This window comes from Streptomyces sp. NPDC023481, assembly GCF_055560195.1.
Genome location: NZ_JBVHJE010000002.1, coordinates 82145 through 105996, shown reverse-complemented (window position 1 = coordinate 105996; position 23852 = coordinate 82145). Strand labels below are relative to the sequence as shown.

Genomic DNA, 23852 nt, shown 5'->3' with positions numbered 1-23852 from the left:
TCGCCCGAGTAACCTGCGTCACAACGGAGTTGAGTCCTCCTCAGCTCTTGTTGTGGGCGAGGGCCTCCCGTACGGCCTCCTCGGTGCGCGCCACCAGCGCCGTTCCGTCGTCCGCGGTGATGATCGGGCGCTGGATGAGCTTCGGGTGCTCGGCGAGCGCGGTGATCCAGCGGTCCCGCCCGCTCTCGTCCCGCGGCCAGTCCTTGAGCCCCAGCTCCTTGGCGTCCGCCTCCTGGGTGCGGGTGATGTCCCACGGCTCCAGGTTCAGCCGCTCCAGTACGGCCCTGATCTCGTCCTCGGTGGGCACGTCCTCCAGGTAGCGGCGGACGGTGTAGTCGGCCTGCTCGGCGTCGAGCAGGCTGAGCGCGCTCCGGCACTTGGAACAGGCCGGGTTGATCCAGATCTCCATGCGGGACACGGTAACTCGGCGGCGGCTTTGTTCGATTTCCCGACACCACGGCAGCCTCGTCGCTCTCACCCGTGACAGTAGGTCAATTCCCGTCATGACCTGCCCTTTTTCATGCTGTCCTGGACACCCGATTGTCAGTGGCCGCCGGTAGACTGGAGGCAGTGTTCGAGGAAGTCGCCGGAGCCCCGGCGACCGCCTGACCGCGACAGGAGGATGCCTGTGCCCGCTGCCGCCCTGAAGCCCAAGCCGTTGCCGACCCAGTCCACCGTCCAGCGCGCCGTGCTGTTCGACTCGCCCTACGAGCCCGTGGCGAAGCGACCGCTGCCCGCGGGGCGCCCGCGCGAGTGGTACGTCACGCACAACCGGCGCCTGAAGGCCATGCGCCTCGCCATAGCCCTGCTCGACTCCGGCGTCCTGCTGCCGGACCAGGCCCGCGACGAGACGATCCGCGGCACGGCCGAGCGGATCGGCATGCGCCCCCCGTCGGACACCACGTGCCACATGGTGCGAGCGTTGATGCGCTACTCCCGCTGAACCACAGGCGACCCCGGGCGCCCCGCTTCGACGCGGGGCGCCCGGGCGGCCATGCCGCCGGTTCCCGCGTCAGCGGGGTCCGGAAGCGTGGGGTGACCCGTGTCGCGCCGAGCCGGTTCCGCAGCCGCCCGGCGTCCGCCGTGACCGGGTCCGCGGCTTCTCCTGGACGCCCGTCTCGGGGGTCCAGCATCCGGTCTCGCCGCCTGGCGCTCTGAGTCACCGGCGGCGGGTGCGTCGTGCCGCCGTCCGGTGCGGAGCAGTCCGGCTGTCACGTCGTCAACTCCCGTTCCAGCGGGGTGCGGAAGCGTGGGGTGACCCGTGTGGTGCCGAGGCGGTCGCGTAGCCGTCCGGCCTCCGCCGTGACGGCGTCCGCGGCCTCCCGGCGGACGCCCGCCTCGGGGATGCGCCACACGATCTCGCCGTCCGCGCGCTGCGCCCAGCCGCCCACCACCCGGCCGTTCCACCACACCGTCGGGCCGACGTTGCCGCTGCGGTCGAACAGCAGGGGGCGCAGTGCCGGGTCCAGGTACCAGTCGCGCCGCTGCCAGCCCATGGCCGTCGGGTCGAGGGCGGGCAGCAGCGCCGCCCAGGGCTCCTCCGGGGCCGTCACCTCGGCCGCGTCGCCGTCGGCGACGTACCCCGTGCCCTCGTCCAGCACGACCTCCTCCGCACCGATCGCGGCCAGCGCACGGCGGACCTCGGTGACCCGCCACCCGGTCCACCACTTCAGGTCCGCCTCGGTCGCCGGCCCGCACGCCCGCAGCCAGCGGCGCAGCAACTCGGCCTGGGCCTCGGCCACGTCCAGCTCGGGATGGGCCGGCGCGAGCGCCCAGCGGAACCGGCCGGACGTCCAGGAGCCGAGCGGCCGGCCCCGGACCACCTTGCCCTCCACTCCCAGCACCCGCAGCAGACGGGTCGAGACCGTGTGGACGCCCTCGTACCCCTTCCCGGCCGCGTAGACGAACTGCTCGCGCAGGCGCGGCTCGTCCGCCGCCAGCTCCGTCGCCGTCGCCTGGCCGCGCCGGGCCAGCGCGGCGAGCGTGGCCTCCTCGACCTCCGCCAGCCAGGCCGCGTCCGGGGCGCCGGCGGCCGCCATGTCCCGCAGCAGGCTCGCGCGTTCGCGGGCGGCCACCGCCAGGCCCGTCGAGGCGTGGACGACGGCCGTCAGCCCGGCCGGGAACACGAACACCGTGTGCCGCATGCCGTGCATCCGCACCAGCGTGCGGTCCTCGTACAGCGCCCGCTCCGTCTCCGCGACCGCCTTCGCGGGGTCGGTCAGCCGGGCGGCCACCGCCAGGTGCACCGTCGCCGGGTCGGTGCCGTGCAGGGCCACCAGGGAGGCGGCGACCTCCTCGGGGCCCGCCGCCCGCGCCGCCCCGGCGAGGCGGTGCCGCAGCCCCAGCCGGGCCCGCCGCTCCTCCTCACCGATGTACCGCCGCCCCTGCGCCATACCGACCTCCCCTGTTCCGCCTCGAAGAACAGCTCACACACGTCGAGAAGGGCAGGCGACCTCCCAGGCCGCCTCGATCATCCGGAAGACCTCGTCCACCGCGGCCGCCGGATCGGCCGCCTCACGCGCCAGCGCATACGCGTCGATCACGAACCGCGCGATCGTCCGGCTCGCGAGGGCGGTCGGGGACAGCGCGGGATCGGCGGCGATGGCCGCCGCCAGCGTCTCCGCGTGGCGCAGCCTCATCGACTCCTCGTACCTCCGCAGGGCGGGGGAGCCGTCGATCATGCGCCGGACCGGGGCGGCGCCGTCCCCCGTGCAGTGGTCCACCAGGGCCTGGATCTCGCGGCGCAGCGCCGGGACGAGCGGCTCGTCCGGTGCCCGGCCGGCGACCGCCCGGGCGAGGCGCTGCTCGAAGTCCTCGTCCTGCTCGAACACCAGCGCCTCTTTGGCGGCGAAGTGGGAGAACAGCGTGGTGACGGCCACGTCCGCCTCGGCGGCCACGTCCCGGATGCCCACCGCGTCGTACCCGCGTTCCAGGAAGAGCCGCAGGGCGGCGTCGGCGATCTTCTGGCGGGTCGCGGCCTTCTTGCGTTCACGGCGTCCGGTCGGCACGGTCATGCCCTGACGCTAGCAGATAGGAATCCGGAACCGTTCCGAAAAGCTAACCGTTAGTGCTACGGTCCACCGCATGAGAAAAGTGAGCTTCGCCGAGTTCGGCGGTCCGGACGTCCTGCGCCTCGTGGACGCCGAGGAGCCCCACGCGGGCCCCGGCCAGGTACGCATCGCCGTACGGGCGGCGGGCGTGAACCCCGTCGACTGGAGGATCCGTGAAGGACAGGCACTGAAGGCCCATCCGATCGCGCTGCCCTCCGGTGTCGGTCTGGACGCCTCCGGAGTGGTGGACGAGGTCGGCGAGGGCGTCGACGGCGTCGAGGTCGGCGACCACGTGTTCGGCGAGGGCGCGAGCACCTACGCCGAGTTCGCCGTGCTGTCGGCCTGGGCCCGTATGCCCGAGGGGCTGACCTTCGAGGAAGCGGCCGGGTACCCCTCCGTGGTGGAGACCGCGCTGCGCGTCCTGCGCGAGGTCGGTGTGCGGCGCGGGCAGACGCTGCTGGTCAGCGGGGCGTCCGGGGGAGTCGGATCGGCGGTGCTGCAGATCGCCCGCGACCGGGGCATCACGGTGATCGGTACGGCCGGGGCCGCGAACCAGGACTACCTGCGCGGCCTGGGCGCCCTCGCCACGACGTACGGCGAGGGCTGGGTCGAGCGGGTGCGGCGGCTCGGCCGGGTCGACGCGGCCCTCGACCTGGCCGGCTCGGGGGTGATCCGCGAACTCGTCGAGCTGACCGGTGATCCGCGGAAGGTGATCTCCATCGCCGATCTCGACGCCCCGGAGCTGGGGGTCCGGTTCTCCGGCGTGGCCGGGAGCGTGCCGGACGCGCTCGGCGAGGCCGTCGACCTGATCTCGCGGGGCAGGCTCCACATCCCGGTCGAGAAGACCTACCCGCTCGCCGAGGCCGCCGCGGCGCACATCGACAGCCAGGCCGGTCACACCCGTGGACGCCGGGTGGTGGTCGTCTAGGCCCTCTCTTCCGGATCTTGCCGGCGTCGCGGGGCCTGGCCGCTACCCGCCCGCTACGTCAGGCCGGGTACGTCCCACAGGGGGAACCAGCGCGACTTGTCGGGCTCGATGCGCAGGTCGTCACCGAGCAGGCCGGCCACCTGCAGCTCCAGCGCGTTGTCGCGCCGGTGCTGCTCGGGGCGGGTGCACAGCGGATAGAACGTGCCCCGCTTGTACAGGTACACCAGCGCCAGCCGCCGGCCCGACCCGTCCGTGAAGCCGGCCAGGGAACACAGCAGTTGCGGGCCGAAGCCGTTCACCTCCAGGGAGGTGTTCACCGCGTGCAGGTCGTTGACCAGCTCGGGCAGCTGGCCGGGGGAGCGCTGGGAGACCAGCCAGGAGTAGCCGTAGCCGTCCCGGCGCAGCTCCACCGGTGGGCCGGTGCGGTCGGTGTCGGCGTCCAGCAGGGCCTGCACCTCCCGGTGCATCTGCTCGAAGGCCGCCCCCTCGACCGTGGCGAAGCACACCGCCCCGCCCCCGGTCGGCGTGAAACCGGCCGCCGCCTCCAGCGTCACGGCCGCCGACGGCAGCGCGAACAGCTGGTCCAGATCGGGCGCGACCGGCTTCGAACGGCCCAGCAGGATGTCCAGCAGCCCCACGGTCAGCCCGCCTTCCCCGGGGTGGCGGCCTCGCCCAGCTCCGCCGAGATCCGGCCCAGCTGCTCCAGCCGCTGCTCCAGGCTCGGGTGGGTGGAGAAGAACCGCTCGATGCCGGGCTCCCGGCCGGTCGCCGGGGTGAAGTAGAACGCGTTGAACGCCTGGGCCGTCCGCAGGTCCTTGGTCGGGATCCGCGCGATCTCCCCGGAGACCTTGGTGAGCGCCGCGGCCAGCGCCGAGGGCCGGCCGGTCAGCAGCGCCGCCGCACGGTCGGCCGCCAGCTCCCGGTACCGCGACAGCGCCCGGATCAGCAGGAAGCTGAGCGCGTACACAGCCGCGGAGACACCCAGCACGGCGGCGAACACGGCGGCGGTGTTCTGGTCCCGGCGGCCGCCGCCGAAGACCTGCGAGTAGAACGCGAACCGTACGACCAGACCCGCGACCACCCCGAGGAACGACGCGATGGTGATCACGGCGACGTCCTTGTGCCGCACGTGCGACAGCTCGTGCGCCAGCACGCCCTCCAGCTCCGCGGGCTCCAGCCGGCGCAGCAGCCCCGTCGTCACGCAGACCACCGCGTGCGAGGCGCTGCGCCCGGTCGCGAACGCGTTCGGCATGTCCATCGCGGACACGGCGACCACCGGTTTGGGCAGGTCGGCCATCGCGCACAGCCGGTCGACCACGGCATGCAGCTCGGGGTACTCCTCCCGCTCCACGGGCCGCCCGCGCATCGCGAACATCGCGATGCGGTCCGAGAACCAGAACTGCGCCACGAACATCGCCCCGATCAGGACGGCGACCATGACCCAGGACTTCAGCAGCACGATCAGCGCGGCGACGAACCCCACGTACAGCAGCCCGAGCGGGAACATCGTGAGCCCCATACGCACGGTCAGCCGTCGATCGCTCCGGAACCGGCTCCGCATCTTGCATCACCCCGCAGTCAGCCACTCGTCCCGCTGTCCAGTGTGCACCCGTGGTCCCCCATGAGCTGGTCCCGAACGACCCCAGGAGCAGCAAAATGTCCCCCTGTGTCACCGGCGCGGTGCCGTGGGTCAGTACGGCGAGTGCAGCTGGGCGTACCCGAGGAGGACGATGACCACCGCCACGCAGCCGAGGACCACGGCGGTCGAGACCCAGGACGAGCGGCGGGGGGCCGGGTCGGGGTCGGCGCGGAAGGGGGCCGGGTCCGGGGGGTTCTCCTTCCACCGGGCGGCCAGCATGCGGGCCCGCGCGGAGGGCTCCTTGTGCTCGGCCGAGTTCGCCCACCTGTGATCGAACTCGTGCTCCCAGTCGTCCTGTTCCGGCATCCCCGTTCAACCTCTCTCGTCCGGTCTCGCCCGTCACGGCCCGGAGGGATGATCCCCCGACAATAGGAAGTCTGAGAAGAGGAAAAGGTTGCCCGGCCGCCCGGGCCGGCCGGCCCGGGCGGCCGGAAAGCCACGACGCACGCCGAGGCCCCGCCGTTCCCGGGGGAGCGGCGGGGCCTCGGTCAGCGCTTCGGCGCGTCTGTCACACGTCGAAGTACAGCTCGAACTCGTGCGGGTGCGGGCGCAGCTGGAGCGGGGCGATCTCGTTGGTGCGCTTGAAGTCGATCCACGTCTCGATCAGGTCGGACGTGAACACGTCGCCCTGGAGGAGGAACTCGTGGTCGGCCTCCAGCGCGTCGAGGACGGCGCCGAGGGAGGTCGGGACCTGGGCGACGTTCGCGTGCTCCTCGGGAGCCAGCTCGTACAGGTCCTTGTCGATCGGCTCGGCCGGCTCGATCTTGTTCTTGACGCCGTCCAGGCCCGCGAGGAGCAGGGCCGAGAAGGCCAGGTACGGGTTGCCGGAGGAGTCGGGCGCACGGAACTCGACGCGCTTGGCCTTCGGGTTGGAGCCCGTGATCGGGATACGCATCGCGGCCGAGCGGTTGCGCTGCGAGTACACCAGGTTGATCGGCGCCTCGAAGCCCGGCACCAGGCGGTGGTAGGAGTTCACCGTCGGGTTGGTGAAGGCCAGCAGCGCCGGGGCGTGCTTGAGGATGCCGCCGATGTAGTAGCGGGCGGTGTCCGACAGGCCCGCGTACCCGGCCTCGTCGTAGAACAGCGGGTCGCCGTTGCTCCACAGCGACTGGTGCACGTGCATGCCCGAGCCGTTGTCACCGAAGATCGGCTTCGGCATGAAGGTCGCGGTCTTGCCGTTGCGCCAGGCCACGTTCTTCACGATGTACTTGAAGAGCTGCAGGTCGTCGGCGGCGGCGAGCAGGGTGTTGAACCTGTAGTTGATCTCCGCCTGGCCGGCGGTGCCGACCTCGTGGTGCTGGCGCTCGACCTTCAGGCCGGACCGCTCCAGCTCCAGGGAGATCTCGGCGCGCAGGTCGGCGAAGTGGTCGACCGGGGCGACCGGGAAGTAGCCGCCCTTGTAACGGACCTTGTACCCGCGGTTGTTCTCCAGGGCGCCGGTGTTCCAGGCGCCCGCCTCGGAGTCGATGTGGTAGAAGGACTCGTTCGCCGAGGTGGCGAAGCGCACGCTGTCGAAGACGTAGAACTCGGCCTCGGGGCCGAAGTACGCGGTGTCGGCGATGCCCGTCGACGCCAGGTACGCCTCGGCCTTCTTCGCCACGTTCCGCGGGTCGCGGGAGTACTGCTCGCCCGTGATCGGGTCGTGGATGAAGAAGTTGATGTTGAGGGTCTTGTCCCGGCGGAACGGGTCCACCCGCGCGGTGGACAGGTCGGCGCGCAGCGCCATGTCGGACTCGTGGATGGCCTGGAAACCACGGATCGACGATCCGTCGAAGGCCAGCTCCTCGTCCGGGTCGAACGCCTCAACGGGCACCGTGAAGTGCTGCATGACGCCCGGCAGGTCGCAGAAGCGGACGTCGACGAACTTGACGTCCTCGTCCGCGATGAACTTCTTGGCCTCGTCGGCGTTCTGGAACATCCAGCTCCTCCTACTCCCGACCGTCGACGCCGGGGTGGTAGATCGTTCGTGCGGCCAGTGCGGTGGCACACGCTGGTCTCGACCCTAGGGACGGGTGATTTCTCGGGCGTGACCCGTTTGTTTCGCAGAAGTTAACCAGCCACCTGTCCACGGTAGCCCCGACACACCCCTGCGCGTAGTGCCCGAAACCGGGCGCAGTACCGTGGACGGGTGGACAACAGGCAGGCAATGGGATCGTGGCTGTCCGGGCCGCGCGCGGCCATGGAAGAGGCGGGCGCCGACTTCGGGTACCGGGGCGAGCAGCTCGGTCTCCCCGAGGAGGGGCCGAACTCGATCGCACGGCCCGGCAGGCGGCTCGGCGCCCTGGCCGTGGACTGGGCGATGTGCGTCCTGATCGCATACGGCCTGATCACCCACGGCTACGGCCCGGCCACGAGCAACTGGGCGCTCGGCGTCTTCTTCGTCCTGAGCGCCCTGACCGTCGGCACGGTCGGCTTCACCCCGGGCAAGCGCCTCTTCGGCATCCGGGTCGTGGCCCTGGAAACCGGCACGGTCAGCCCCGGGCGCGCGCTGGTGCGCACGGTCCTGCTCTGCCTGGCGATCCCCGCCCTGGTCTGGGACCGCGACGGCCGCGGCCTGCACGACCGGCTCGCCAGGACGGTCGAGGTGCGCATCTGACCGGGGCCCGATCCCCCCGCCCCGCAGTGACCGGGTGAGCCCGGTGGCCGACGGCCACCGGGCTCACCCGTGCGCCCGTCTCCGCGCTCAGCCCCGGCGCAGCACCGCCGCCAGCACCCCCCGCAGCTCCGCCTCCGGATCGGCCGGCGCGCCGGCCGTACGCCAGGCCACGAACCCGTCCGGCCGGACCAGCACCGCCCCGTCGGCCGTCGTACCGTGCGCCGCGGCCCAGTCGTCGCCTCCGCCGGGCCCCTCGCCGTCGTACGTCAGGTCGGCGTCGGCGCCCGCGCCGATCCGGTACGCCTCCAGCCGTACCCTGTCCGTGCCGGCGACGTGCCGGGCGGCCGCGTGCCAGGCGGCGCCCGCCGCCGACCCGGCGTCGCAGAGCAGCACCATGGACCGCTCGTACAGGTCGACCGTGGAGAGCCGGGCGCCCGCGCGGCGCAGCCACAGGTGCGGTGCCCGGCTGCCGGGGTCCCCGGTCAGCCGCACCGCGTCGGGTACGACCGGATGGGCGGGGTCGGCGTCCAGGACGGCCCCCTCCAGGTAGCGGTAGCACAGCACCACCGGGAGGATGCCGCTGCGCGGGCCGCCGCCGACGCCGGGCGTGGGCGCGAAGCCGGGGTGGCTGTGCTCCACCGAGCGGGCCGAGGCGCGGGCGCTGGTGGCCAGGGCCACGGGCCGGCGCTCGGTGTCGTAGGTCTCCAGCAGATCCGGTCCGGCCCAGCCGCCGAGGACGGCGGACAGCTTCCAGGCCAGGTTGTGGGCGTCCTGGATGCCGGTGTTGGAGCCGAAGGCGCCGGTCGGGGACATCTCGTGCGCGGAGTCGCCGGCGAGCAGGACCCGGCCGGCCGTGTACCGCTCGGCGACGCGCTCCGCGGCGCGCCAGGACGCCTTGCCGGTGATCTCGACGTCGAGGTCGGGGACGCCGACGGCCAGCCGGATGTGCCGCTGGAGCCGCTCCTCGGTGAACTCCTCCAGGGTCTCGCCGTGCTCCGGGTGCCAGGGGGCGTGGAAGACCCAGTGCTCCTTGTTGTCGACGGGCAGCAGGGCGCCGTCGGCGTCGGGGTTCGTGAGGTAGCAGCAGATGAAGTGCCGGTCGCGGACCGTCTCGGCGAGCAGCTTGGACCGGAAGGTGACGCTCACGTTGGCGAACAGGTCGCCCGGCCCGCTCTGCCCGATGCCGAGCCGGTTCCGGACGGGGCTGCGCGGCCCGTCGCACGCGACCAGGTAGTCGGCCCGGACGGTGTACAGCGCGTCGCTGTCCCGGTCCCGGACGAACGCCGTCACTCCTTCGGGGTCCTGTTCGAAGGCTTCCAGCTCGTGGAAGTAGCGCAGGTCGCCGCCGAGGGCGCGGGCGCCCTTCAGCAGCACCGGCTCCAGGTCGTTCTGGCTGCACAGGCACCAGGTCGTGGGGCTGAACCTCGCCAGTCCGCCGCCCGGGTCGATCTCCCTGAACAGCCACTCTCCGGCGTCGCCGGCAAGCGTCGGGGTCTGGAGGATGCCGTGGTTGGCCGCGAGGAGCGAGGCCGCCGCCTTGATGTCCGGCTCGATGCCGGCCACCCGGAACAGCTCCATCGTGCGCAGGTTGTTGCCTCGGCCACGCGGGTGGATCGAGGTGCCGGAGTGCCGCTCGACGAGCATGTGCGGTACGCCGAGACGGCCCAGGAACAGGGAGAGGGACAGGCCCACCAGAGAGCCGCCCACGACGAGGACGGGCACCTGGTGATCGGCTTTCTGCTGCATCGAGTCTCCAGAGGCAGGGTCGGGGTGTGAGGCGCGTCGCAGTTTCTGTGCCCGCTGGGACGGGTTTCGCGTGCTCAATCACCCACGTGGTTCACGCGAGTCGCGCGCACCGCGGGAAGCGGCACAGGATCAAGAAGCGCTGACGTCGCGTCATCGGCGGCCGGCGTTCGCCTCTGCCCCCGTGAAGGAGATGCGCAGCATGACCACCTTGTCGGAAAAGATCTCGGACCAGTCGACGCGCGAGGTGTCGAAGAGGGTCTCCCAGTCCGTGTTCGACGGCTCCCGTCTCCGGGTCGTCCTGCTCGTGGACGTCAACGACGGCGCCCAGCAGCAGTTCCTGGAGGCCTACGAGCAACTGTGCAACCAGGTGGCGCAGGTGCCCGGCCACGTCAGCGACCAGCTGTGCCAGTCGATCGAGAATCCCTCCCAATGGCTCATCACCAGCGAGTGGGAGAGCGCCCCGCCGTTCCTCACCTGGGTGAACAGCGAGGAGCACGTGCGGATGGTGGAACCGCTGCACAGCTGCGTCCGCGACACCCGGTCGCTGCGGTTCCACATCGTCCGCGAGACCGGCGGCGAGCCGGCCTCGGCCGCGTCCCGGCGCCGGCTGCAGGCCTCGCCGCGGATCGGCGACGGCGTGATCCGGCACGCGCTGACCTTCACGGTCAGGCCGGGCAGCGAGCGCGAGGTCAAGAGGATCCTGTCCGACTACGCCTCGCCCCAGGCGCGGGTCGACGAGACGACCCGGTTGTGCCGCACCTCCCTGTTCATGCACGGCAACCGGGTCGTGCGGGCCATCGAGGTGCGCGGCGACCTGCTCGCGGCACTGCGCCACGTCGCCCGGCAGCCCGAGGTGCGGGCCGTCGAGGAGGCCATCAACCCCTATCTGGAGCAGGAGCGGGACCTGAACGACCAGGAGTCCGCGCGGGTGTTCTTCACCCGGGCGGCGCTGCCCGCCGTGCACCACGTCACCGTGGACGAACTCGTCGAGGGCGAGCGGCAGGCGCTGTACTACCCGGCCCGGCCGGACCGCGGGATGCAGCTGGCGGAGCTGCTCGCCCAGCAGGACGAGGCGGCCGCGGAGGACCCGGACAGCCCGGTCCTGCGCAGCACGATCTTCCAGCGCGACGACGTCGTCGTCCGGCTGGTCGACGTACGCCCCGGCCTCGGCGCCCGGTCCCTGCTGCCGGAGCCCGGACGGCAGGCCGCGCTCGGCAGCCTGCTGGACGGCGAGCCCGTCGGCATGGACCTCGTCACCGACCGCCACTCACCCGACGCCTGACCCCGCCGGCCCAGCACACCAACGGAGGAACGCCGTGATCAAACCCCTTCCGAAGATCGTGGACCTCAGCGAGGTCGAGCCCAACACCCGGCGCGGCGGTGATCTGCGCGCCATGCTCACCCCGGCGACGGTGGGCTCCACCAGCGGTTTCATGGGCGTGGCCATCGTGCAGCCCGGTGACCGCATCGGTGAGCACTACCACCCCTACTCCGAGGAGTTCGTCTACGTCCTCTGCGGTCAGCTGGAGGTGGACCTGGACGGCGAGCCGCACCCGCTGCGGCCCGAGCAGGGGCTGATGATCCCCATGAACATGCGCCACCGCTTCCGCAACGTCGGCAACGTGGAGGCGCGGATCGTCTTCCACCTGGGCCCGCTGGCCCCCCGGCCGGCCCTCGGCCACGTCGACACCGAGGGGGCGGAAACCGTCGCCGCCGCGCCGGCCGACCGGGCGCAGGTCCGCTCATGACCCGGCGCGTGGCGGTCACCGGCATAGGCGTCGTGGCCCCGGGCGGGATCGGCGTACCGGCGTTCTGGGACCTGCTCGCCGAAGGCCGTACCGCGACGCGGGGCATCACGTTCTTCGACCCGACCGGGCTCAGGTCCCGGATCGCCGCCGAGTGCGACTTCGATCCCGCCGCACACGGCCTGGACCCCGAGGAGGTCCAGCGGGCGGACCGGTACATACAGTTCGCCCTGGTCGCCGGCGAGGAGGCGGTCCGGGACTCCGGTCTCGACCTCGCCCGGGAGGACCCCTGGCGGGTCGGTGTCTCCCTGGGCACCGCCGTCGGCGGCACCACCCGGCTGGAGCACGACTACGTCCTGGTCAGCCATCGCGGGCAGCGCTGGGACGTCGACCACGGCGAGGCCGAGCCGCAGCTGCACCGGGCGTTCTCGCCGAGCACCGTGGCCTCCGCGGTGGCGGAACGTTTCGGCGCACAGGGTCCGGTGCAGACCGTCTCCACCGGCTGCACCTCCGGTCTGGACGCCGTCGGCTACGCCTTCCACACCGTCCAGGAAGGCCGGGCCGACATATGCATCGCGGGGGCGTCGGACTCCCCGATCTCCCCGATCACCATGGCCTGCTTCGACGCGATCAAGGCCACGTCCCCGAACAACGACGACCCCGCGCACGCCTCCCGCCCCTTCGACAACAACCGTGACGGCTTCGTCATGGGCGAGGGCGGCGCGGTGCTCGTCCTGGAGGAACTGGAGCACGCCCGGGCCCGCGGTGCCCACGTGTACTGCGAGTTCGGCGGCTACGCCACCTTCGGCAACGCCTACCACATGACCGGCCTGACCAAGGAGGGCCTGGAGATGGCGCGGGCCATAGACACCGCCCTCGACCAGGCACGGCTCGACCCCACGGCGATCGACTACGTCAACGCGCACGGCTCCGGCACCCGGCAGAACGACCGCCACGAGACGGCGGCCGTGAAGCGGGCGCTCGGCCACCACGCCTACGACACCCCGATGAGCTCCATCAAGTCCATGGTGGGGCACTCCCTCGGGGCGATCGGCGCCATCGAGCTGGTCGCCTGTGTGCTGGCCCTCGTCAAGCAGGTCGTACCGCCGACCGCGAACTACGAGATCCCCGACCCCGAGTGCGACCTGGACTACGTCCCGCGAGTCGCCCGCGAACGGAAGCTGACCAGCGTGCTGTCCGTGGGCAGCGGGTTCGGCGGCTTCCAGTCCGCGGTGATCCTGACCCGGCCGAGGGAGTGAGGACACGATGAGCGAACCGCAGGACCGGCACGCGGCCATCACCGGCATCGGTGTGGTCGCGCCCAACGGGACCACCACCGACACCTTCTGGAAGTCCACCCAGGAGGGCCTGAACGTCCTCGACCGGGTCACCCGCGAGGGCTGCGAGCACCTTCCCCTCAAGGTGGCCGGTGAGGTCCGCGCCTTCGACCCGGCGGCGACGATCGAGGAGCGCTTCCTCGTCCAGACCGACCGGTTCACGCACTACGCCATGGCCGCGGCCGACTTCGCGCTGGACGACGCCCGGCTCGGACCGGGCAGCGTGCCCGACGCGCCCTACTCCATCGGCGTGGTCACCGCGGCCGGGTCCGGCGGCGGCGAGTTCGGCCAGCGCGAACTGCAGCAGCTGTGGGGCAAGGGCAGCCGGTTCGTCGGGCCGTACCAGTCCATCGCCTGGTTCTACGCCGCGAGCACCGGCCAGGTCTCCATCCGCCGGGGCTTCAAGGGGCCCTGCTCGGTCGTCGCCTCCGACGAGGCCGGCGGCCTGGACGCCCTCGCCCACGCGGCACGGGCGGTGCGGCGCGGCACCGACGTGATCGTGGCCGGCTCCACCGAGGCGCCCCTCGCGCCGTACTCGATGGTCTGCCAGCTCGGCTACGACGAACTGAGCCGCGAGCCGGACCCGTCCCGGGCCTACCGCCCGTTCACGGACGGGGCCTGCGGGTTCGTCCCGGCCGAGGGCGGCGCGATGCTCGTGGTGGAGGCGTCGGGCACCGCCCGCGCCCGCGGCGCCCGGATCCGGGCCGTCGTGGCGGGCCACGGCGCGACCTTCACCGGCGCCTCCCGCTGGGAGGCGTCCCGGGAGGGCCTCGCGCAGGCCGCCCGGCAGGCCCTGCGGGAGGCCGGCTGCGCTCCCGAGGAGGTCGACGTCGTCTTCGCCGACGCCCTCGGGGTCCCGGCCGCCGACCGCGCCGAGGCGCTGGCCATCGCCGACGTCCTCGGCGCCCACGGCACCCGGGTGCCGGTCACCGCGCCGAAGACCGGGATCGGCCGGGGGTACTGCGCGGCCCCCGTGCTGGACACCGCGGCGGCCGTGCTCGCGATGGAGCACGGCCTGATCCCGCCGACGCCGAACGTCTTCGACGTCTGCCACGACCTCGACCTCGTGACGGGCCGCGCCCGTGCCGCCGACGTGTCGACGGCGCTGGTCCTCAGCCGCGGACTCATGGGGTCGAACTCGGCGCTGGTGCTGCGACGCGGCACCGCGCAGTGAGGAAGCAAAGGAGGAGAACATGCCCCAGATCACCGTGGAAGAACTCGCCGCGCTGATGAAGAAGGCCGCCGGGGTCACCGTCAGCCCGGACCAGCTCAAGGAGCAGCCCGACATGGGTTTCGACGTCCTCGGCGTCGACTCGCTCGGCCTGCTCGGCATCGTCGGCGAGCTGGAGAACACGCACGGCACGCCGATGCCGGTCGACGCGGAACGCTGCAAGACGCCGCAGCAGTTCCTCAACCTCGTCAACAGCACCCTGATGGCAGGAGCCTGAGATGGCAGGACACACCCAGAACGAGATCACCATCGCCGCCCCGCTGGACCTGGTCTGGGACATGACCAACGACCTGGAACGCTGGCCGCAGCTGTTCAGCGAGTACGCGTCGGTGGAGGTCCTCAAGCGGGAGGGCGAGAAGACGACCTTCCGGCTCACCATGCACCCGGACGACAACGGCACCGTCTGGAGCTGGGTCTCCGAGCGCGAGCCGGACCGCGCCACCCGCACCGTCAGGGCGCGCCGGGTGGAGACCGGGCCCTTCGCCCACATGAACATCCACTGGCGGTACGAGGAGGTCCCCGCCGGCACCCGGATGGTCTGGACCCAGGACTTCGCGATGAAGCCGGACGCGCCCGTCGACGACGACTGGATGACCGACAACATCAACAAGAACTCCAAGGTCCAGCTGGAGCTGATCCGGGAGAAGATCGAGAAGGCGGCCGCCGGTGAGCGGCCCGCCCCGGCCCTGGCCGACTGAACCGGACGACAGGAGACGACCGTGCACCAGGCCCTGATCGTCGCCCGGATGGCCCCGGGCTCCGCCCCCGACATCGCCAAGGTGTTCGCGGAGTCCGACCGGGGAGAGCTGCCGCACCTCGTCGGTGTCCGCCGGCGCAGCCTCTTCCAGTTCGGCGATGTGTACATGCACCTCATCGAGTCCGACCGCGAACCCGGACCGGCCATCGCCAAGATCACCTCGCACCCCGAGTTCAAGGAGGTCAGCGAGCGGCTCACGGCGTACGTCAGCGCGTACGACCCGGAGACCTGGCGGTCCCCGAAGGACGCCATGGCACAGCGCTTCTACCTGTGGGAGCGCGACGCCGGCTGAGCGTTCGGCCGCTGGTTCCCCGCGCCCCTCGGGGGCGCGGGGAGCGGGTCATGCGGGCACGATGCAGTCGAACGCGTGCAGGAACGGGTTGACCGGGCTGATCTCACCGACGGCCAGGCCCGCCGCCTCGAGCCGGCCGACCATGGAGTCGGTGGTGTGCTTGGCCCCGCCGACGTTGAGCAGCAGCAGCAGGTCCATGGCGGTGCTGAAGCGCATCGAGGGGGTGTCGTCCACCAGGTTCTCGATGACGATGACGCGGGTGCCGGGGCCGCCCGCCTCGACGACGTTGCGCAGCAGCCGGGCCGTGCTCTCGTCGTCCCACTCCAGGATGTTCTTGATGATGTAGACGTCGGCCTCGACCGGGACCGCGTCCCGGACGTCGCCCGGCACGATCCGCACGCGGTCGGCGAGGTCACCGCCCTCGCGCAGCCGCGGCAGGGCGTTCTCGACCACCCGGGGCAGGTCGAGCAGGCTGCCCTGCATCGCCGGGTACTTGTCCAGCAGGCAGGCCACGACATGCCCCTGGCCGCCGCCGATGTCCGCGACCGAGCGGCTGCCGGACAGGTCCAGCAGGGCCGCCACCTCCCGCGCCGACTGCTCGCTGGAACGGGTCATCGCGCGGTTGAAGACGTCCGCGGACTCGGGGGCGTCCTCGTTGAGGTAGGCGAAGAACTCCTTGCCGTACAGGTCCTCCACGACGTTCCGGCCGGTGCGCACCGCCTGGTCCAGACGCGGCCAGGCGTCCCAGGTCCACGGCTCGGTGCACCACTGCGCGATGGCCCGCAGGCTGTTCGGGTCGTCCTCGCGCAGCAGCCGGGACATCTCGGTGTGGGCGAACGTCCCGTCGGGACGCTCGGCGAAGACGCCGTAGCAGGACAGGGCGCGCAGCAGCCGGCGCAGCGGCCCCGGCTCGGCGTGCAGCGCCGACGCCAGGGTCTCCACGGTCATGGGGGCGTCGCCGAGCGCGTCGGCGACCCCCAGCCGGGCGGCGGCGCGGACGGCGGCGGCGCAGGCCGCCCCGAACACGAGCTCGCGCAGCCGCATCGACGGCGGAGGGGAGGGGGGTGCCCCCGGCTCCGGGGGAGCCGCGGGCGCGCGGGATGGTGCGGTCATGTGCCGCCTTCCTTCCTTGCGTGGGTCGGGTACGGCCGTCCGGTCAGCACAGGCCCGCGGGCTTGGAGGCCCGGCAGGAGTTGCCGGTGAAGGCGTTGCCGCGCTTGGCGGTCTCCTGGTTGACGAGGTCGGCCGGGGAGTTGCCGGCCAGCCGGTTGTCGGTGATCCGGTTGTTCACGCTGTGGGCGCCGACGAAGCTCTTGAACAGCACGATGCCGCCCGACAGCGGGGACTTGCCCTGGTGGCCGGTGACCTGGTTCCGCGTGACGAGGGCCTTCTCCGTGCCGGTCAGCACGATGCCGGAGCCCTGCAGATAGGGCAGCCTGGCGGTCTTCGGGCAGTACTTGTTGTTCTGCGCGACCAGGTTCTCGCTGACGGTGAGGGCGCCGGCCCGCGGCTTGTTCTCGTCGCCGACGACGAAGACGCCCGCGCAGTTGCCGGTGACCTGGTTGTGTGTGACGGAGAGGTTGCGCAGGCGGCGGACGGTGATCCCGATCCGGTTGTCCTGCAGCACGTTCTGGTCGACCACCGCGCCCTTGGTGTCCGTGGCCCCCTGCTCCGCCTTGACGTTGTTGGCGAGGAACAGTCCCGCGTCCCCGTTGCCGACGGCGATGTCGTCACGGAACAGCCCGCGGGTGGAGTGCTCCTGGGCGATGCCCCACTGGCCGTTGTGCTCGGCGATCACCCGCTGCACGGTCAGCCGGTCGGTGCCCATGGCGAACAGGCCGCTTCTGGCGAAACCGGTCAGCTTCAGATCGGAGACGGTGACGTCCTTGACGGGCTTCTTCTTGCCGCCGACCACACAGATGCCGTTGCCGTCCGAAAGGCAGGTGACGGCGGCCTTCCCGGCGCCGTGCGGGGCGGCCTTGGTCTTCTTCGCGGGGGGCTGGATCACGGTGCCGGCACCCGTGCCGCGCAGGGTCAGGCCCGCGGTCTTGACCGTGACGCTCTCACGGTAGGTGCCGGCGAGCACGAGCACGGTGTCGCCGGCCTTGGCGGAGTTGACCGCCTTCTGGATCGACTCACCCGGATGCACCACGAGGATCCGGTGGGCGGCCGACGCCGGGGTGGCGCCGACGAACGCTCCGACAAGGGTCGTGGCGCACGCCAGGTACGCAATGTGTCGTTTTGTCACATGCCGAAGGCTAGAAGCGGACGACCCGATTACCGGCCCGATGCTCCGTTCGGCGGCGTGTCAGGGGCGGCGGCCCCCGCTAACGGCCCCGGGGGCCGCCCTTCGGCAGCTTGACGCCCTTGGGCATGGGGCCCTTCGGCAGTGGCATGTTGCTCATCAGGTCCCCGAGGGCCCGCAGTCGGTCGTTGGTGGCCGTGACCTGGGGGCCGGTGAGGACGCGCGGCAGCTTCAGCATGGTGGTGCGCAGCTTCTTCAGCTCGACCTGGCCCTCGCCGTTGCCGACGATCAGGTCGTGCACCGGTACGTCCGCGACGATGCGGTTCATCTTCTTCTTCTCGGCGGCCAGCAGGCTCTTCACCCGGTTCGGGTTGCCCTCGGCGACCAGCACGATGCCGGCCTTGCCGACGGCCCGGTGCACCACGTCCTGGCTGCGGTTCATCGCCACCGCGGGAGTCGTCGTCCAGCCCCGGCCGATGTTGTCCAGCACGGCCGCTGCGGCGCCCGGCTGGCCCTCCATCTGGCCGAAGGCGGCCCGCTCCGCGCGGCGGCCGAACACGATCGCCGTCGCCAGCAGGGCGATCAGCAGACCGAAGACGCCCAGATAGACCGGGTGGCCGATCAGGAAGCCGATCGCGAGGAAGACACCGAGGGTGCCGATGCCGACGGCCGCGAGTACAAGGCCGATCGTCTTGTCGGCCTTGCGGGTCATCTTGTACGTGAGGGCGATCTGCTTCAGTCGCCCTGCGTTCGCGGCGTCCGCCGCGGTTTCCTTCCTCGCCATGCCACGAAGTCTACGTGGCCCCCGGGACCGCGGACGACGGCAGTGCCCGGCGGGAGTGATCAGGAGCGGCCGGAGGCGGCCTGGTCGAGGAACTGCTGGGCCTCGACCCGGTCCCTGGCCCGGCGGCGGTCCTCCAGGACGGAGGTCCAGGCGTTGCGGCGGGCGGTGCGCTGGCCGCCGCTCATCAGCAGGGACTCGACGGCCCGGAGGGCGTCGGTGAAGGTCGGGATGGCGGTGGCGCGTACGGGTGCGGCCTGCATGATCGAGGTCCCCCCTCGGAGCGGTGGAGATACGGGGCGTGATACCAGGGTCACTGATTGGTGTTACCAGGGCGTGTCCGACCGGTCAAACGCCCATGAAGGTCTGATACGCGGTGCGGAAACGCCGACGCGGCCCCGGGGCCCGTCCTCATCAGCGAGGACGGTCGGGACCGCGTCGTCCCGGCCATTACCGACCGGTAGGTGCTTGTGCGCGACTTCACACGCTCGGCTCACACCGCCTGGCCGGCGACGAACGCCCCGCCCCGCTGCGGAGCAGCTGCATGACGCTGTTCGACGGCCATCCGGTACAGCCGCCCGGCGCGGTACGACGAGCGCACCAGCGGGCCGGACATCACCCCGGAGAAGCCGATCTGCTCGGCCTCCTCCTTCAGCTCCACGAACTCCTGCGGCTTCACCCAGCGCTCCACCGGGTGGTGCCGGACGGAGGGGCGCAGGTACTGGGTGATGGTCACCAGCTCGCAGCCCGCGTCGTGCAGCTGCCGCAGCGCCTCGCTGACCTCCTCGCGGGTCTCGCCCATGCCGAGGATCAGGTTCGACTTGGTGACCAGGCCGAAGTCGCGGGCCTCGGTGATGACCTGCAGGGAGCGCTCGTAGCGGAAGCCGGGGCGGATCCGCTTGAAGATCCGCGGGACCGTCTCGACGTTGTGCGCGAAGACCTCGGGGCGCGCGGAGAAGACCTCCGCCAGCTGGTCCGGGATCGCGTTGAAGTCGGGGGCGAGCAGCTCCACCTTGGTCCGGCCGCCCTCGCGGTCCGCGGTCTGCGCGTGGATCTGGCGCACGGTCTCGGCGTACAGCCAGGCACCGCCGTCGGCCAGGTCGTCGCGGGCGACACCGGTGATGGTGGCGTAGTTCAGGTCCATGGTGACCACGGACTCGCCGACGCGGCGCGGCTCGTCGCGGTCGAGCGCCTCGGGCTTGCCCGTGTCGATCTGGCAGAAGTCACAGCGCCGGGTGCACTGGTCGCCGCCGATGAGGAAGGTCGCCTCGCGGTCCTCCCAGCACTCGTAGATGTTCGGGCAGCCGGCTTCCTGGCAGACCGTGTGCAGGCCCTCGCTCTTCACGAGGTTCTGCATCTTCGTGTACTCGGGGCCCATTTTCGCCCGGGTCTTGATCCACTCGGGCTTGCGCTCGATGGGCGTCTGGCTGTTGCGGACCTCCAGGCGCAGCATCTTGCGTCCGTCGGGTGCGACTGCGGACACGTCCGGCTCCCTGTGACTTCGATTCTTCGGCGTACACCAGGGTACGCCCGTGCTCTGTGCGCCCTGCCGCCGGAGCCAACCCCGCTGTCGCAGGGCGCATTCCCGGACGGACGGTCAGGCGGACGCCTTCTCGATCACCCGCGGCTTCAGCTCCGCGTTCTCCAGGACGTCCCTCAGGTGCCGCTCCACCACCGGCAGCACCTCCTCGACCGTGACCTCCCGGCCCAGCTCGGCCGCGAGCGAGGTGACCCCCGCGTCCCGGATGCCGCACGGGATGATCCGGTCGAACCAGACGTTGTCCGGGTTCACGTTGAAGGAGAAACCGTGCATCGTGACGCCCTTGGCGACGCGGATGCCGATCGCGGCGATCTTGCGGTCCTCGCGCCGCTGGCCCGCGTTGGACGGGGCGTACTCGGGGCCGTCGAGCCGCGGGTCGAACTCCTCGTCGTTCAGCCGCGGGTCGAAGTCCAGGGACAGGCCGCCGAGCGCCGGCCGCTGCTCGACCGGGTCGCCGAGCACCCAGACGCCGCTGCGGCCCTCCACCCGCGTGGTCTCCAGGCCGAACTCGGCGCAGCTGCGGATGATCGCCTCCTCCAGCCGCCGTACGTGCGCGACCACGTCCACCGGGCGGGGCAGCTTCTGGATCGGGTAGCCCACCAGCTGGCCCGGGCCGTGCCAGGTGATCTTGCCGCCGCGGTCCACGTCGATGACCGGGGTGCCGTCCAGCGGACGCTCGCTGTCCTCGGTGCGCCGGCCCGCCGTGTACACCGGGGGGTGCTCCAGGAGGAGCACGGTGTCCGGGACCTCGTCGGCGAACCGGGCGGCGTGCACCCGGCGCTGCTCGTCCCAGGCCTCCTGGTAGTCGACGGCATCGGCACCGAATCCCATGCGGACGAACCGCAACCCACTCACGGCAAGCGCCTCCCTCGGCGATGGGTGTGTCAGGCACGTAGCGCGCCCACGCCACTGTACGTCCGACCGGCGTACGTCAGCCCTGCGGGCGTTCCTCACACGATCGGATGAAAGCCCCGCGAAGTATGCGACCTTCTGCTCACTCTCCGCTACATTCGCGCCGTTCGTGAGGCCATAAGGGCTGCTCAAAGGCAATCCGGGCACTTCGCAGGCCCGGAAGGCAGGAGACCGCACCGCAGATGTCGGACCGACCCGCGCAGCGCACCCCCAACCGCCAGCTCGCCGCGCTCATCGCAGAGGCGGGGTTCTCCAACGCGGGTCTGGCTCGTCGCGTCGACCAGCTCGGCCTCGAACACGGGCTGGACCTCAGATACGACAAGACCTCGGTCACCCGCTGGCTGCGCGGACAGCAGCCGCGCGGGACCACCCCCGCCCTCATCGCCGAGGTGTTCACCCGCCGGCTCGGACGCCGGCTCACCGCCCAGGACCTCGGCCTGGACGCCTGCGCGCCGGTCTACGCCGGGCTGGAGTTCGCGGCCACCCCCGAGGAGGCCGTCGACATCGTCAGCGGGCTGTGGCGCAAGGACTCCGGCAGCCACGCCGAGCTGCGCAAGATCGCCTTCACCCCGGCGGGGCTCGTCGTGCCCAGCCGGGACTGGCTGATCGGCAAGGCCGACGACCGGGTGGCCCGCGAACCGGCGCCCCGGGTGCCGCCGCAGGGCCGGCCCGGTGCGGCCAGGCCCCAGCTGCCGGCGCCGCCGCGCTCGCGCGGACAGGCCGAGCGCGCCCCCGGGCACCGGGTCGGCAGCGGTGACATCGCCGCGCTGCACTCGGTCGGCGAGCTGTTCCGCACCCTCGACGACCGGTTCGGCGGCGGCCACGCCCGGCAGGCCCTGGTGCGCTACCTGGAGCACGAGTGCGAGCCGATGCTCCGCGGCAGCTACGACGAGCAGACCGGCCGCCGGCTGTTCGGCGCCGCCGCCGACCTGACCCGGCTCGCCGGCTGGACCTCGTACGACATCGCCGCGCACGGACTCGCCCAGCGCTACTTCGTGCAGGCCCTGCGGCTCGCCCAGGCGGCCGGCGACCGGGCCTACGGCTCGTACGTCCTGGTCACCATGAGCCGGCAGGCCGTCTACCTCGGCCACGGCCGGGAGGCGGTGCAGCTGGCGCGGGTCGCCCAGCAGGGCGTCGGCACCGGCGCGCCGCCGCTCGTCCAGGCGCTGCTGCACGCGTCCGAGGCGCGGGCGCACGGGGTGCTCGGCGAGGTGCGGGCGTGCACCGCGGCGCTGGTGCGGGCCGAGCGCGCCCTGGAGACGGCCCGGCCCGGGGACGACGTGCCGTACTGGGCGGCGTTCTTCGACGAGGCGCAGCTCGCCGACGAGTTCGGGCACTGCCACCGGGACCTGCAGCAGTTCCGGGCGGCCGCGCAGCACGCCGAGCGGTCCCTGCAGCTGAGGGCGCCCACCTACGCCCGCAGCCGCCTGTTCTGCCGGGTCGTCCTCGCCACCGCGCGCCTCGGCCTCGGCGAACTCGACCAGGCGTGCGCGATCGCCGCGGAGGCGGCCGGGCAGGCCGCGGAGATGCGGTCGGCCCGCGCCGTGGAGTACGTGAAGGAGTTCGAGCGCCGGCTGGAGCCGTACCGGGACGCGGCGCCGGTGCGGGTGTACCGGGAGAAGGTGGCGGCGCTCGGGTAGGGGGCTAGCGGGTGCCCGCGCCCCGCCCTGCGGGGCGCCTACGCCGCCCTGGGCAGCGTGGGCGCCGGTTCCGCGCTGTGCATCGAGCCCGCCGCGCCCAGGTCCGTCAGGATCGCCGACGCGGCCCTGTGCGCGGAGTGGAGGGCCCCCTGGACGGTGCTGGTGTCGCGGTGGTCGCCGCAGACGTAGAGGCCCGCCAGGAGGCGTACCGGGCGGCGCAGGTCGTGCGGGGCGCGCATGGCGGGGACCGCCTCCGGGGTGTGGTGCACGGCCAGCGTCTCCCAGCGGCGCGTGGAGGTGCCATAGAGCCGGGAGAGGTGGATGCGGACCGCCGTGTCCACCCCTTCCGGCGGAGGGCCCAGCACCGTGGAGGAGATCAGCACGCGGCCGGCCGGCGCCCGGCTCGGGTCCACGTCGCTGAGCACCGCCGTGTGCGCCACCGGGCCGCCCCGGTCGGCGTCCAGCAGCAGCGAGCCGCCCGTGGCGAAGGACGCCGCCGGGTCGTCCGTGGTGTGGTGGACGACCGTCACCGGGTGGAAGTCCGGCACCCTGAGCCCCGGCAGCAGTTCGGCCGCGGCCCGCGCGTCCGTCGCCAGCAGCACCGCCCGGCAGCGGATCACGCCGTGCTCGGCGGTGGCCACCGAGGTCGTGGACACCGAGGTGACCCGCACCCCGGTGTGCACGGTGCCCGGCGGCAGCGCCCGCGCCAGCAGCTCCGGCATGACCTCCGCGCCGCCCTCCGGCACGCACAGCCGCCCGCTCGCGAAGTGGTGCAGGGCCAGGTCGGCGCACCTGCTGGAGGTGGTCAGCTCCGGGTCGCACAGCAGCGCGGCGAGGAGGGGGCGCAGGAAGCCGTCGATGGTGCGGACCGGCACCCCGCGCTGCGCGAGCGCCCGGGCGGCCGGCATCTCGGGGCGGGCCAGGACGTGTTCGACGGGGGTCGCCGCGATCCGGCCGAGCGCGGCGCCGAGCCGGGCCTGGTCCACCGCGCCGCCCACCGGGGCGCCGGGGGTGGCCGCCGTACTCCTGGGGGCGCTTGCGAGGGCGCGCACCACATGGAGCGCGCCCCGTGCGCCCCGTGCGCTCCCTACGGCCGCCGGCGCGCCCGCGCGCTGGGTGCGGCCGTCGCGGTGCAGCAGGACGCCCGGCGCGAAGCGGCGCAGGACCAGGGCGTCCAGCCCCGGGGTCAGGCGGAGTTCGGGGTAGGACGTGGACAGCAGTTGTCCGATGCGGTCGAGCCGGAAGCCGTCGACCTTCTCCGTCGACATACGGCCCCCCACGCAGGGGGCCGCCTCCAGGACCGCGGTGGTGATTCCTGCACTGGTCAGCCGATGAGCCGCCGAGAGGCCGGCGATCCCGGCTCCCACGATGACGACGTCCACCTGGTACGCGGGCTCAAGCACGAGGCCCCTC

The 23852-nt window shown here is 72.4% G+C and carries 26 protein-coding genes; 11 read left to right on the top strand and 15 right to left on the bottom strand.

Annotation, left to right across the window (positions count from 1 at the left end; genetic code table 11):
- Positions 1-40: 40 nt before the first annotated feature.
- On the bottom strand, positions 41-409 hold the full coding sequence (locus ACZ3ZD_RS04690; protein WP_467393512.1) for an arsenate reductase family protein: 369 nt from the start codon (positions 407-409) through the stop codon (positions 41-43).
- Positions 410-628: 219 nt separating this feature from the next.
- On the opposite strand from ACZ3ZD_RS04690, the gene ACZ3ZD_RS04685 reads away from it, so the two are divergent.
- Entirely contained in the window at positions 629-943 is a 315-nt protein-coding gene (locus tag ACZ3ZD_RS04685; RefSeq protein WP_467393510.1) for a hypothetical protein, read from the top strand.
- A 268-nt stretch (positions 944-1211) separates the two neighbouring features.
- Here the strand turns inward: ACZ3ZD_RS04685 and ACZ3ZD_RS04680 are convergent, their stop codons facing one another.
- The gene (locus ACZ3ZD_RS04680; RefSeq protein ID WP_467393509.1) at positions 1212-2393 is read right to left on the bottom strand and encodes a winged helix DNA-binding domain-containing protein; all 1182 of its coding nucleotides are present in this window, start codon (positions 2391-2393) and stop codon (positions 1212-1214) included.
- A 33-nt stretch (positions 2394-2426) separates the two neighbouring features.
- Positions 2427-3014, bottom strand: a complete 588-nt coding sequence (locus tag ACZ3ZD_RS04675) for a TetR/AcrR family transcriptional regulator (RefSeq protein WP_467393507.1) — start codon at positions 3012-3014, stop codon at positions 2427-2429.
- A 70-nt stretch (positions 3015-3084) separates the two neighbouring features.
- On the opposite strand from ACZ3ZD_RS04675, the gene ACZ3ZD_RS04670 reads away from it, so the two are divergent.
- Positions 3085-3978 carry an NADP-dependent oxidoreductase gene (locus ACZ3ZD_RS04670; protein ID WP_467393505.1) on the top strand — a complete coding sequence of 298 codons (894 nt, stop codon included), beginning with the start codon at positions 3085-3087 and terminating at the stop codon, positions 3976-3978.
- A 53-nt stretch (positions 3979-4031) separates the two neighbouring features.
- On the opposite strand, the gene pspAB is transcribed toward ACZ3ZD_RS04670, so the two are convergent.
- The 4 genes from pspAB to glnA form a co-directional block, all read right to left on the bottom strand.
- A complete protein-coding gene (gene pspAB / locus ACZ3ZD_RS04665; protein ID WP_467393503.1) occupies positions 4032-4616 on the bottom strand; it encodes a PspA-associated protein PspAB in 585 nt (194 codons plus the stop codon).
- Positions 4617-4618: 2 nt separating this feature from the next.
- Positions 4619-5539: a zinc metalloprotease HtpX gene (gene htpX / locus ACZ3ZD_RS04660; protein ID WP_467393502.1), complete on the bottom strand. Its 921-nt coding sequence runs from the start codon at positions 5537-5539 to the stop codon at positions 4619-4621.
- 129 nt (positions 5540-5668) lie between these two features.
- Positions 5669-5923, bottom strand: a complete 255-nt coding sequence (locus tag ACZ3ZD_RS04655) for an SCO2583/SCO2584 N-terminal domain-containing protein (protein ID WP_467393500.1) — start codon at positions 5921-5923, stop codon at positions 5669-5671.
- Between the two features lie 202 nt (positions 5924-6125).
- Positions 6126-7535 (bottom strand): type I glutamate--ammonia ligase, encoded by a 1410-nt coding sequence (glnA, locus tag ACZ3ZD_RS04650; RefSeq protein WP_467393498.1) that lies wholly within the window; start codon positions 7533-7535, stop codon positions 6126-6128.
- Between the two features lie 210 nt (positions 7536-7745).
- On the opposite strand from glnA, the gene ACZ3ZD_RS04645 reads away from it, so the two are divergent.
- The gene (locus ACZ3ZD_RS04645; protein ID WP_467393496.1) at positions 7746-8213 is read left to right on the top strand and encodes an RDD family protein; all 468 of its coding nucleotides are present in this window, start codon (positions 7746-7748) and stop codon (positions 8211-8213) included.
- Between the two features lie 87 nt (positions 8214-8300).
- Here ACZ3ZD_RS04645 and ACZ3ZD_RS04640 read toward each other — a convergent pair whose 3' ends face one another.
- Positions 8301-9959: an FAD-dependent oxidoreductase gene (locus ACZ3ZD_RS04640; protein ID WP_467393494.1), complete on the bottom strand. Its 1659-nt coding sequence runs from the start codon at positions 9957-9959 to the stop codon at positions 8301-8303.
- 199 nt (positions 9960-10158) lie between these two features.
- Here ACZ3ZD_RS04640 and ACZ3ZD_RS04635 point away from each other — a divergent pair, with 199 nt between their 5' ends.
- From ACZ3ZD_RS04635 to ACZ3ZD_RS04605, 7 genes are read left to right on the top strand one after another with little or no spacing between them, the layout of a single operon-like run.
- Complete coding sequence (locus ACZ3ZD_RS04635) at positions 10159-11241, top strand: SchA/CurD-like domain-containing protein (RefSeq protein WP_467393491.1); 1083 nt, start codon at positions 10159-10161, stop codon at positions 11239-11241.
- Between the two features lie 58 nt (positions 11242-11299).
- Positions 11300-11707 carry a cupin domain-containing protein gene (locus ACZ3ZD_RS04630; protein WP_467394536.1) on the top strand — a complete coding sequence of 136 codons (408 nt, stop codon included), beginning with the start codon at positions 11300-11302 and terminating at the stop codon, positions 11705-11707.
- On the top strand, positions 11704-12963 hold the full coding sequence (locus ACZ3ZD_RS04625; RefSeq protein ID WP_467393489.1) for a beta-ketoacyl-[acyl-carrier-protein] synthase family protein: 1260 nt from the start codon (positions 11704-11706) through the stop codon (positions 12961-12963). Before ACZ3ZD_RS04630 ends, ACZ3ZD_RS04625 begins: the two co-directional genes overlap by 4 nt.
- A 7-nt stretch (positions 12964-12970) precedes the next feature.
- On the top strand, positions 12971-14215 hold the full coding sequence (locus tag ACZ3ZD_RS04620; protein ID WP_467393487.1) for a beta-ketoacyl synthase N-terminal-like domain-containing protein: 1245 nt from the start codon (positions 12971-12973) through the stop codon (positions 14213-14215).
- Between the two features lie 19 nt (positions 14216-14234).
- Entirely contained in the window at positions 14235-14489 is a 255-nt protein-coding gene (locus ACZ3ZD_RS04615) for an acyl carrier protein (protein WP_467393485.1), read from the top strand.
- A 1-nt stretch (position 14490) separates the two neighbouring features.
- Positions 14491-14970: an SRPBCC family protein gene (locus tag ACZ3ZD_RS04610; protein WP_467393483.1), complete on the top strand. Its 480-nt coding sequence runs from the start codon at positions 14491-14493 to the stop codon at positions 14968-14970.
- A 21-nt stretch (positions 14971-14991) separates the two neighbouring features.
- Positions 14992-15321, top strand: coding sequence for a TcmI family type II polyketide cyclase (locus ACZ3ZD_RS04605; RefSeq protein ID WP_467393481.1), 330 nt, complete (start codon positions 14992-14994; stop codon positions 15319-15321).
- 48 nt (positions 15322-15369) lie between these two features.
- Here the strand turns inward: ACZ3ZD_RS04605 and ACZ3ZD_RS04600 are convergent, their stop codons facing one another.
- The 6 genes from ACZ3ZD_RS04600 to lipB form a co-directional block, all read right to left on the bottom strand.
- The gene (locus ACZ3ZD_RS04600; protein WP_467393479.1) at positions 15370-16434 is read right to left on the bottom strand and encodes a methyltransferase; all 1065 of its coding nucleotides are present in this window, start codon (positions 16432-16434) and stop codon (positions 15370-15372) included.
- A 43-nt stretch (positions 16435-16477) separates the two neighbouring features.
- The gene (locus ACZ3ZD_RS04595; protein ID WP_467393477.1) at positions 16478-17569 is read right to left on the bottom strand and encodes a right-handed parallel beta-helix repeat-containing protein; all 1092 of its coding nucleotides are present in this window, start codon (positions 17567-17569) and stop codon (positions 16478-16480) included.
- Between the two features lie 79 nt (positions 17570-17648).
- Positions 17649-18350 (bottom strand): DUF4191 domain-containing protein, encoded by a 702-nt coding sequence (locus ACZ3ZD_RS04590; protein WP_467393475.1) that lies wholly within the window; start codon positions 18348-18350, stop codon positions 17649-17651.
- Positions 18351-18409: 59 nt separating this feature from the next.
- Positions 18410-18610, bottom strand: coding sequence for an SCO2195 family GlnR-regulated protein (locus ACZ3ZD_RS04585; protein WP_467393473.1), 201 nt, complete (start codon positions 18608-18610; stop codon positions 18410-18412).
- Positions 18611-18840: 230 nt separating this feature from the next.
- Positions 18841-19830, bottom strand: coding sequence for a lipoyl synthase (lipA, locus tag ACZ3ZD_RS04580; RefSeq protein ID WP_467393471.1), 990 nt, complete (start codon positions 19828-19830; stop codon positions 18841-18843).
- A gap of 114 nt (positions 19831-19944) precedes the next feature.
- The gene (gene lipB, locus ACZ3ZD_RS04575) at positions 19945-20742 is read right to left on the bottom strand and encodes a lipoyl(octanoyl) transferase LipB (RefSeq protein WP_467393469.1); all 798 of its coding nucleotides are present in this window, start codon (positions 20740-20742) and stop codon (positions 19945-19947) included.
- Positions 20743-20981: 239 nt separating this feature from the next.
- Between lipB and ACZ3ZD_RS04570 the strand changes: the two genes are divergently transcribed.
- On the top strand, positions 20982-22439 hold the full coding sequence (locus ACZ3ZD_RS04570; protein WP_467393467.1) for a regulator: 1458 nt from the start codon (positions 20982-20984) through the stop codon (positions 22437-22439).
- A 38-nt stretch (positions 22440-22477) separates the two neighbouring features.
- On the opposite strand, the gene ACZ3ZD_RS04565 is transcribed toward ACZ3ZD_RS04570, so the two are convergent.
- On the bottom strand, positions 22478-23842 hold the full coding sequence (locus ACZ3ZD_RS04565; RefSeq protein WP_467393465.1) for an NAD(P)/FAD-dependent oxidoreductase: 1365 nt from the start codon (positions 23840-23842) through the stop codon (positions 22478-22480).
- Between the last annotated feature and the right edge of the window lie 10 nt (positions 23843-23852).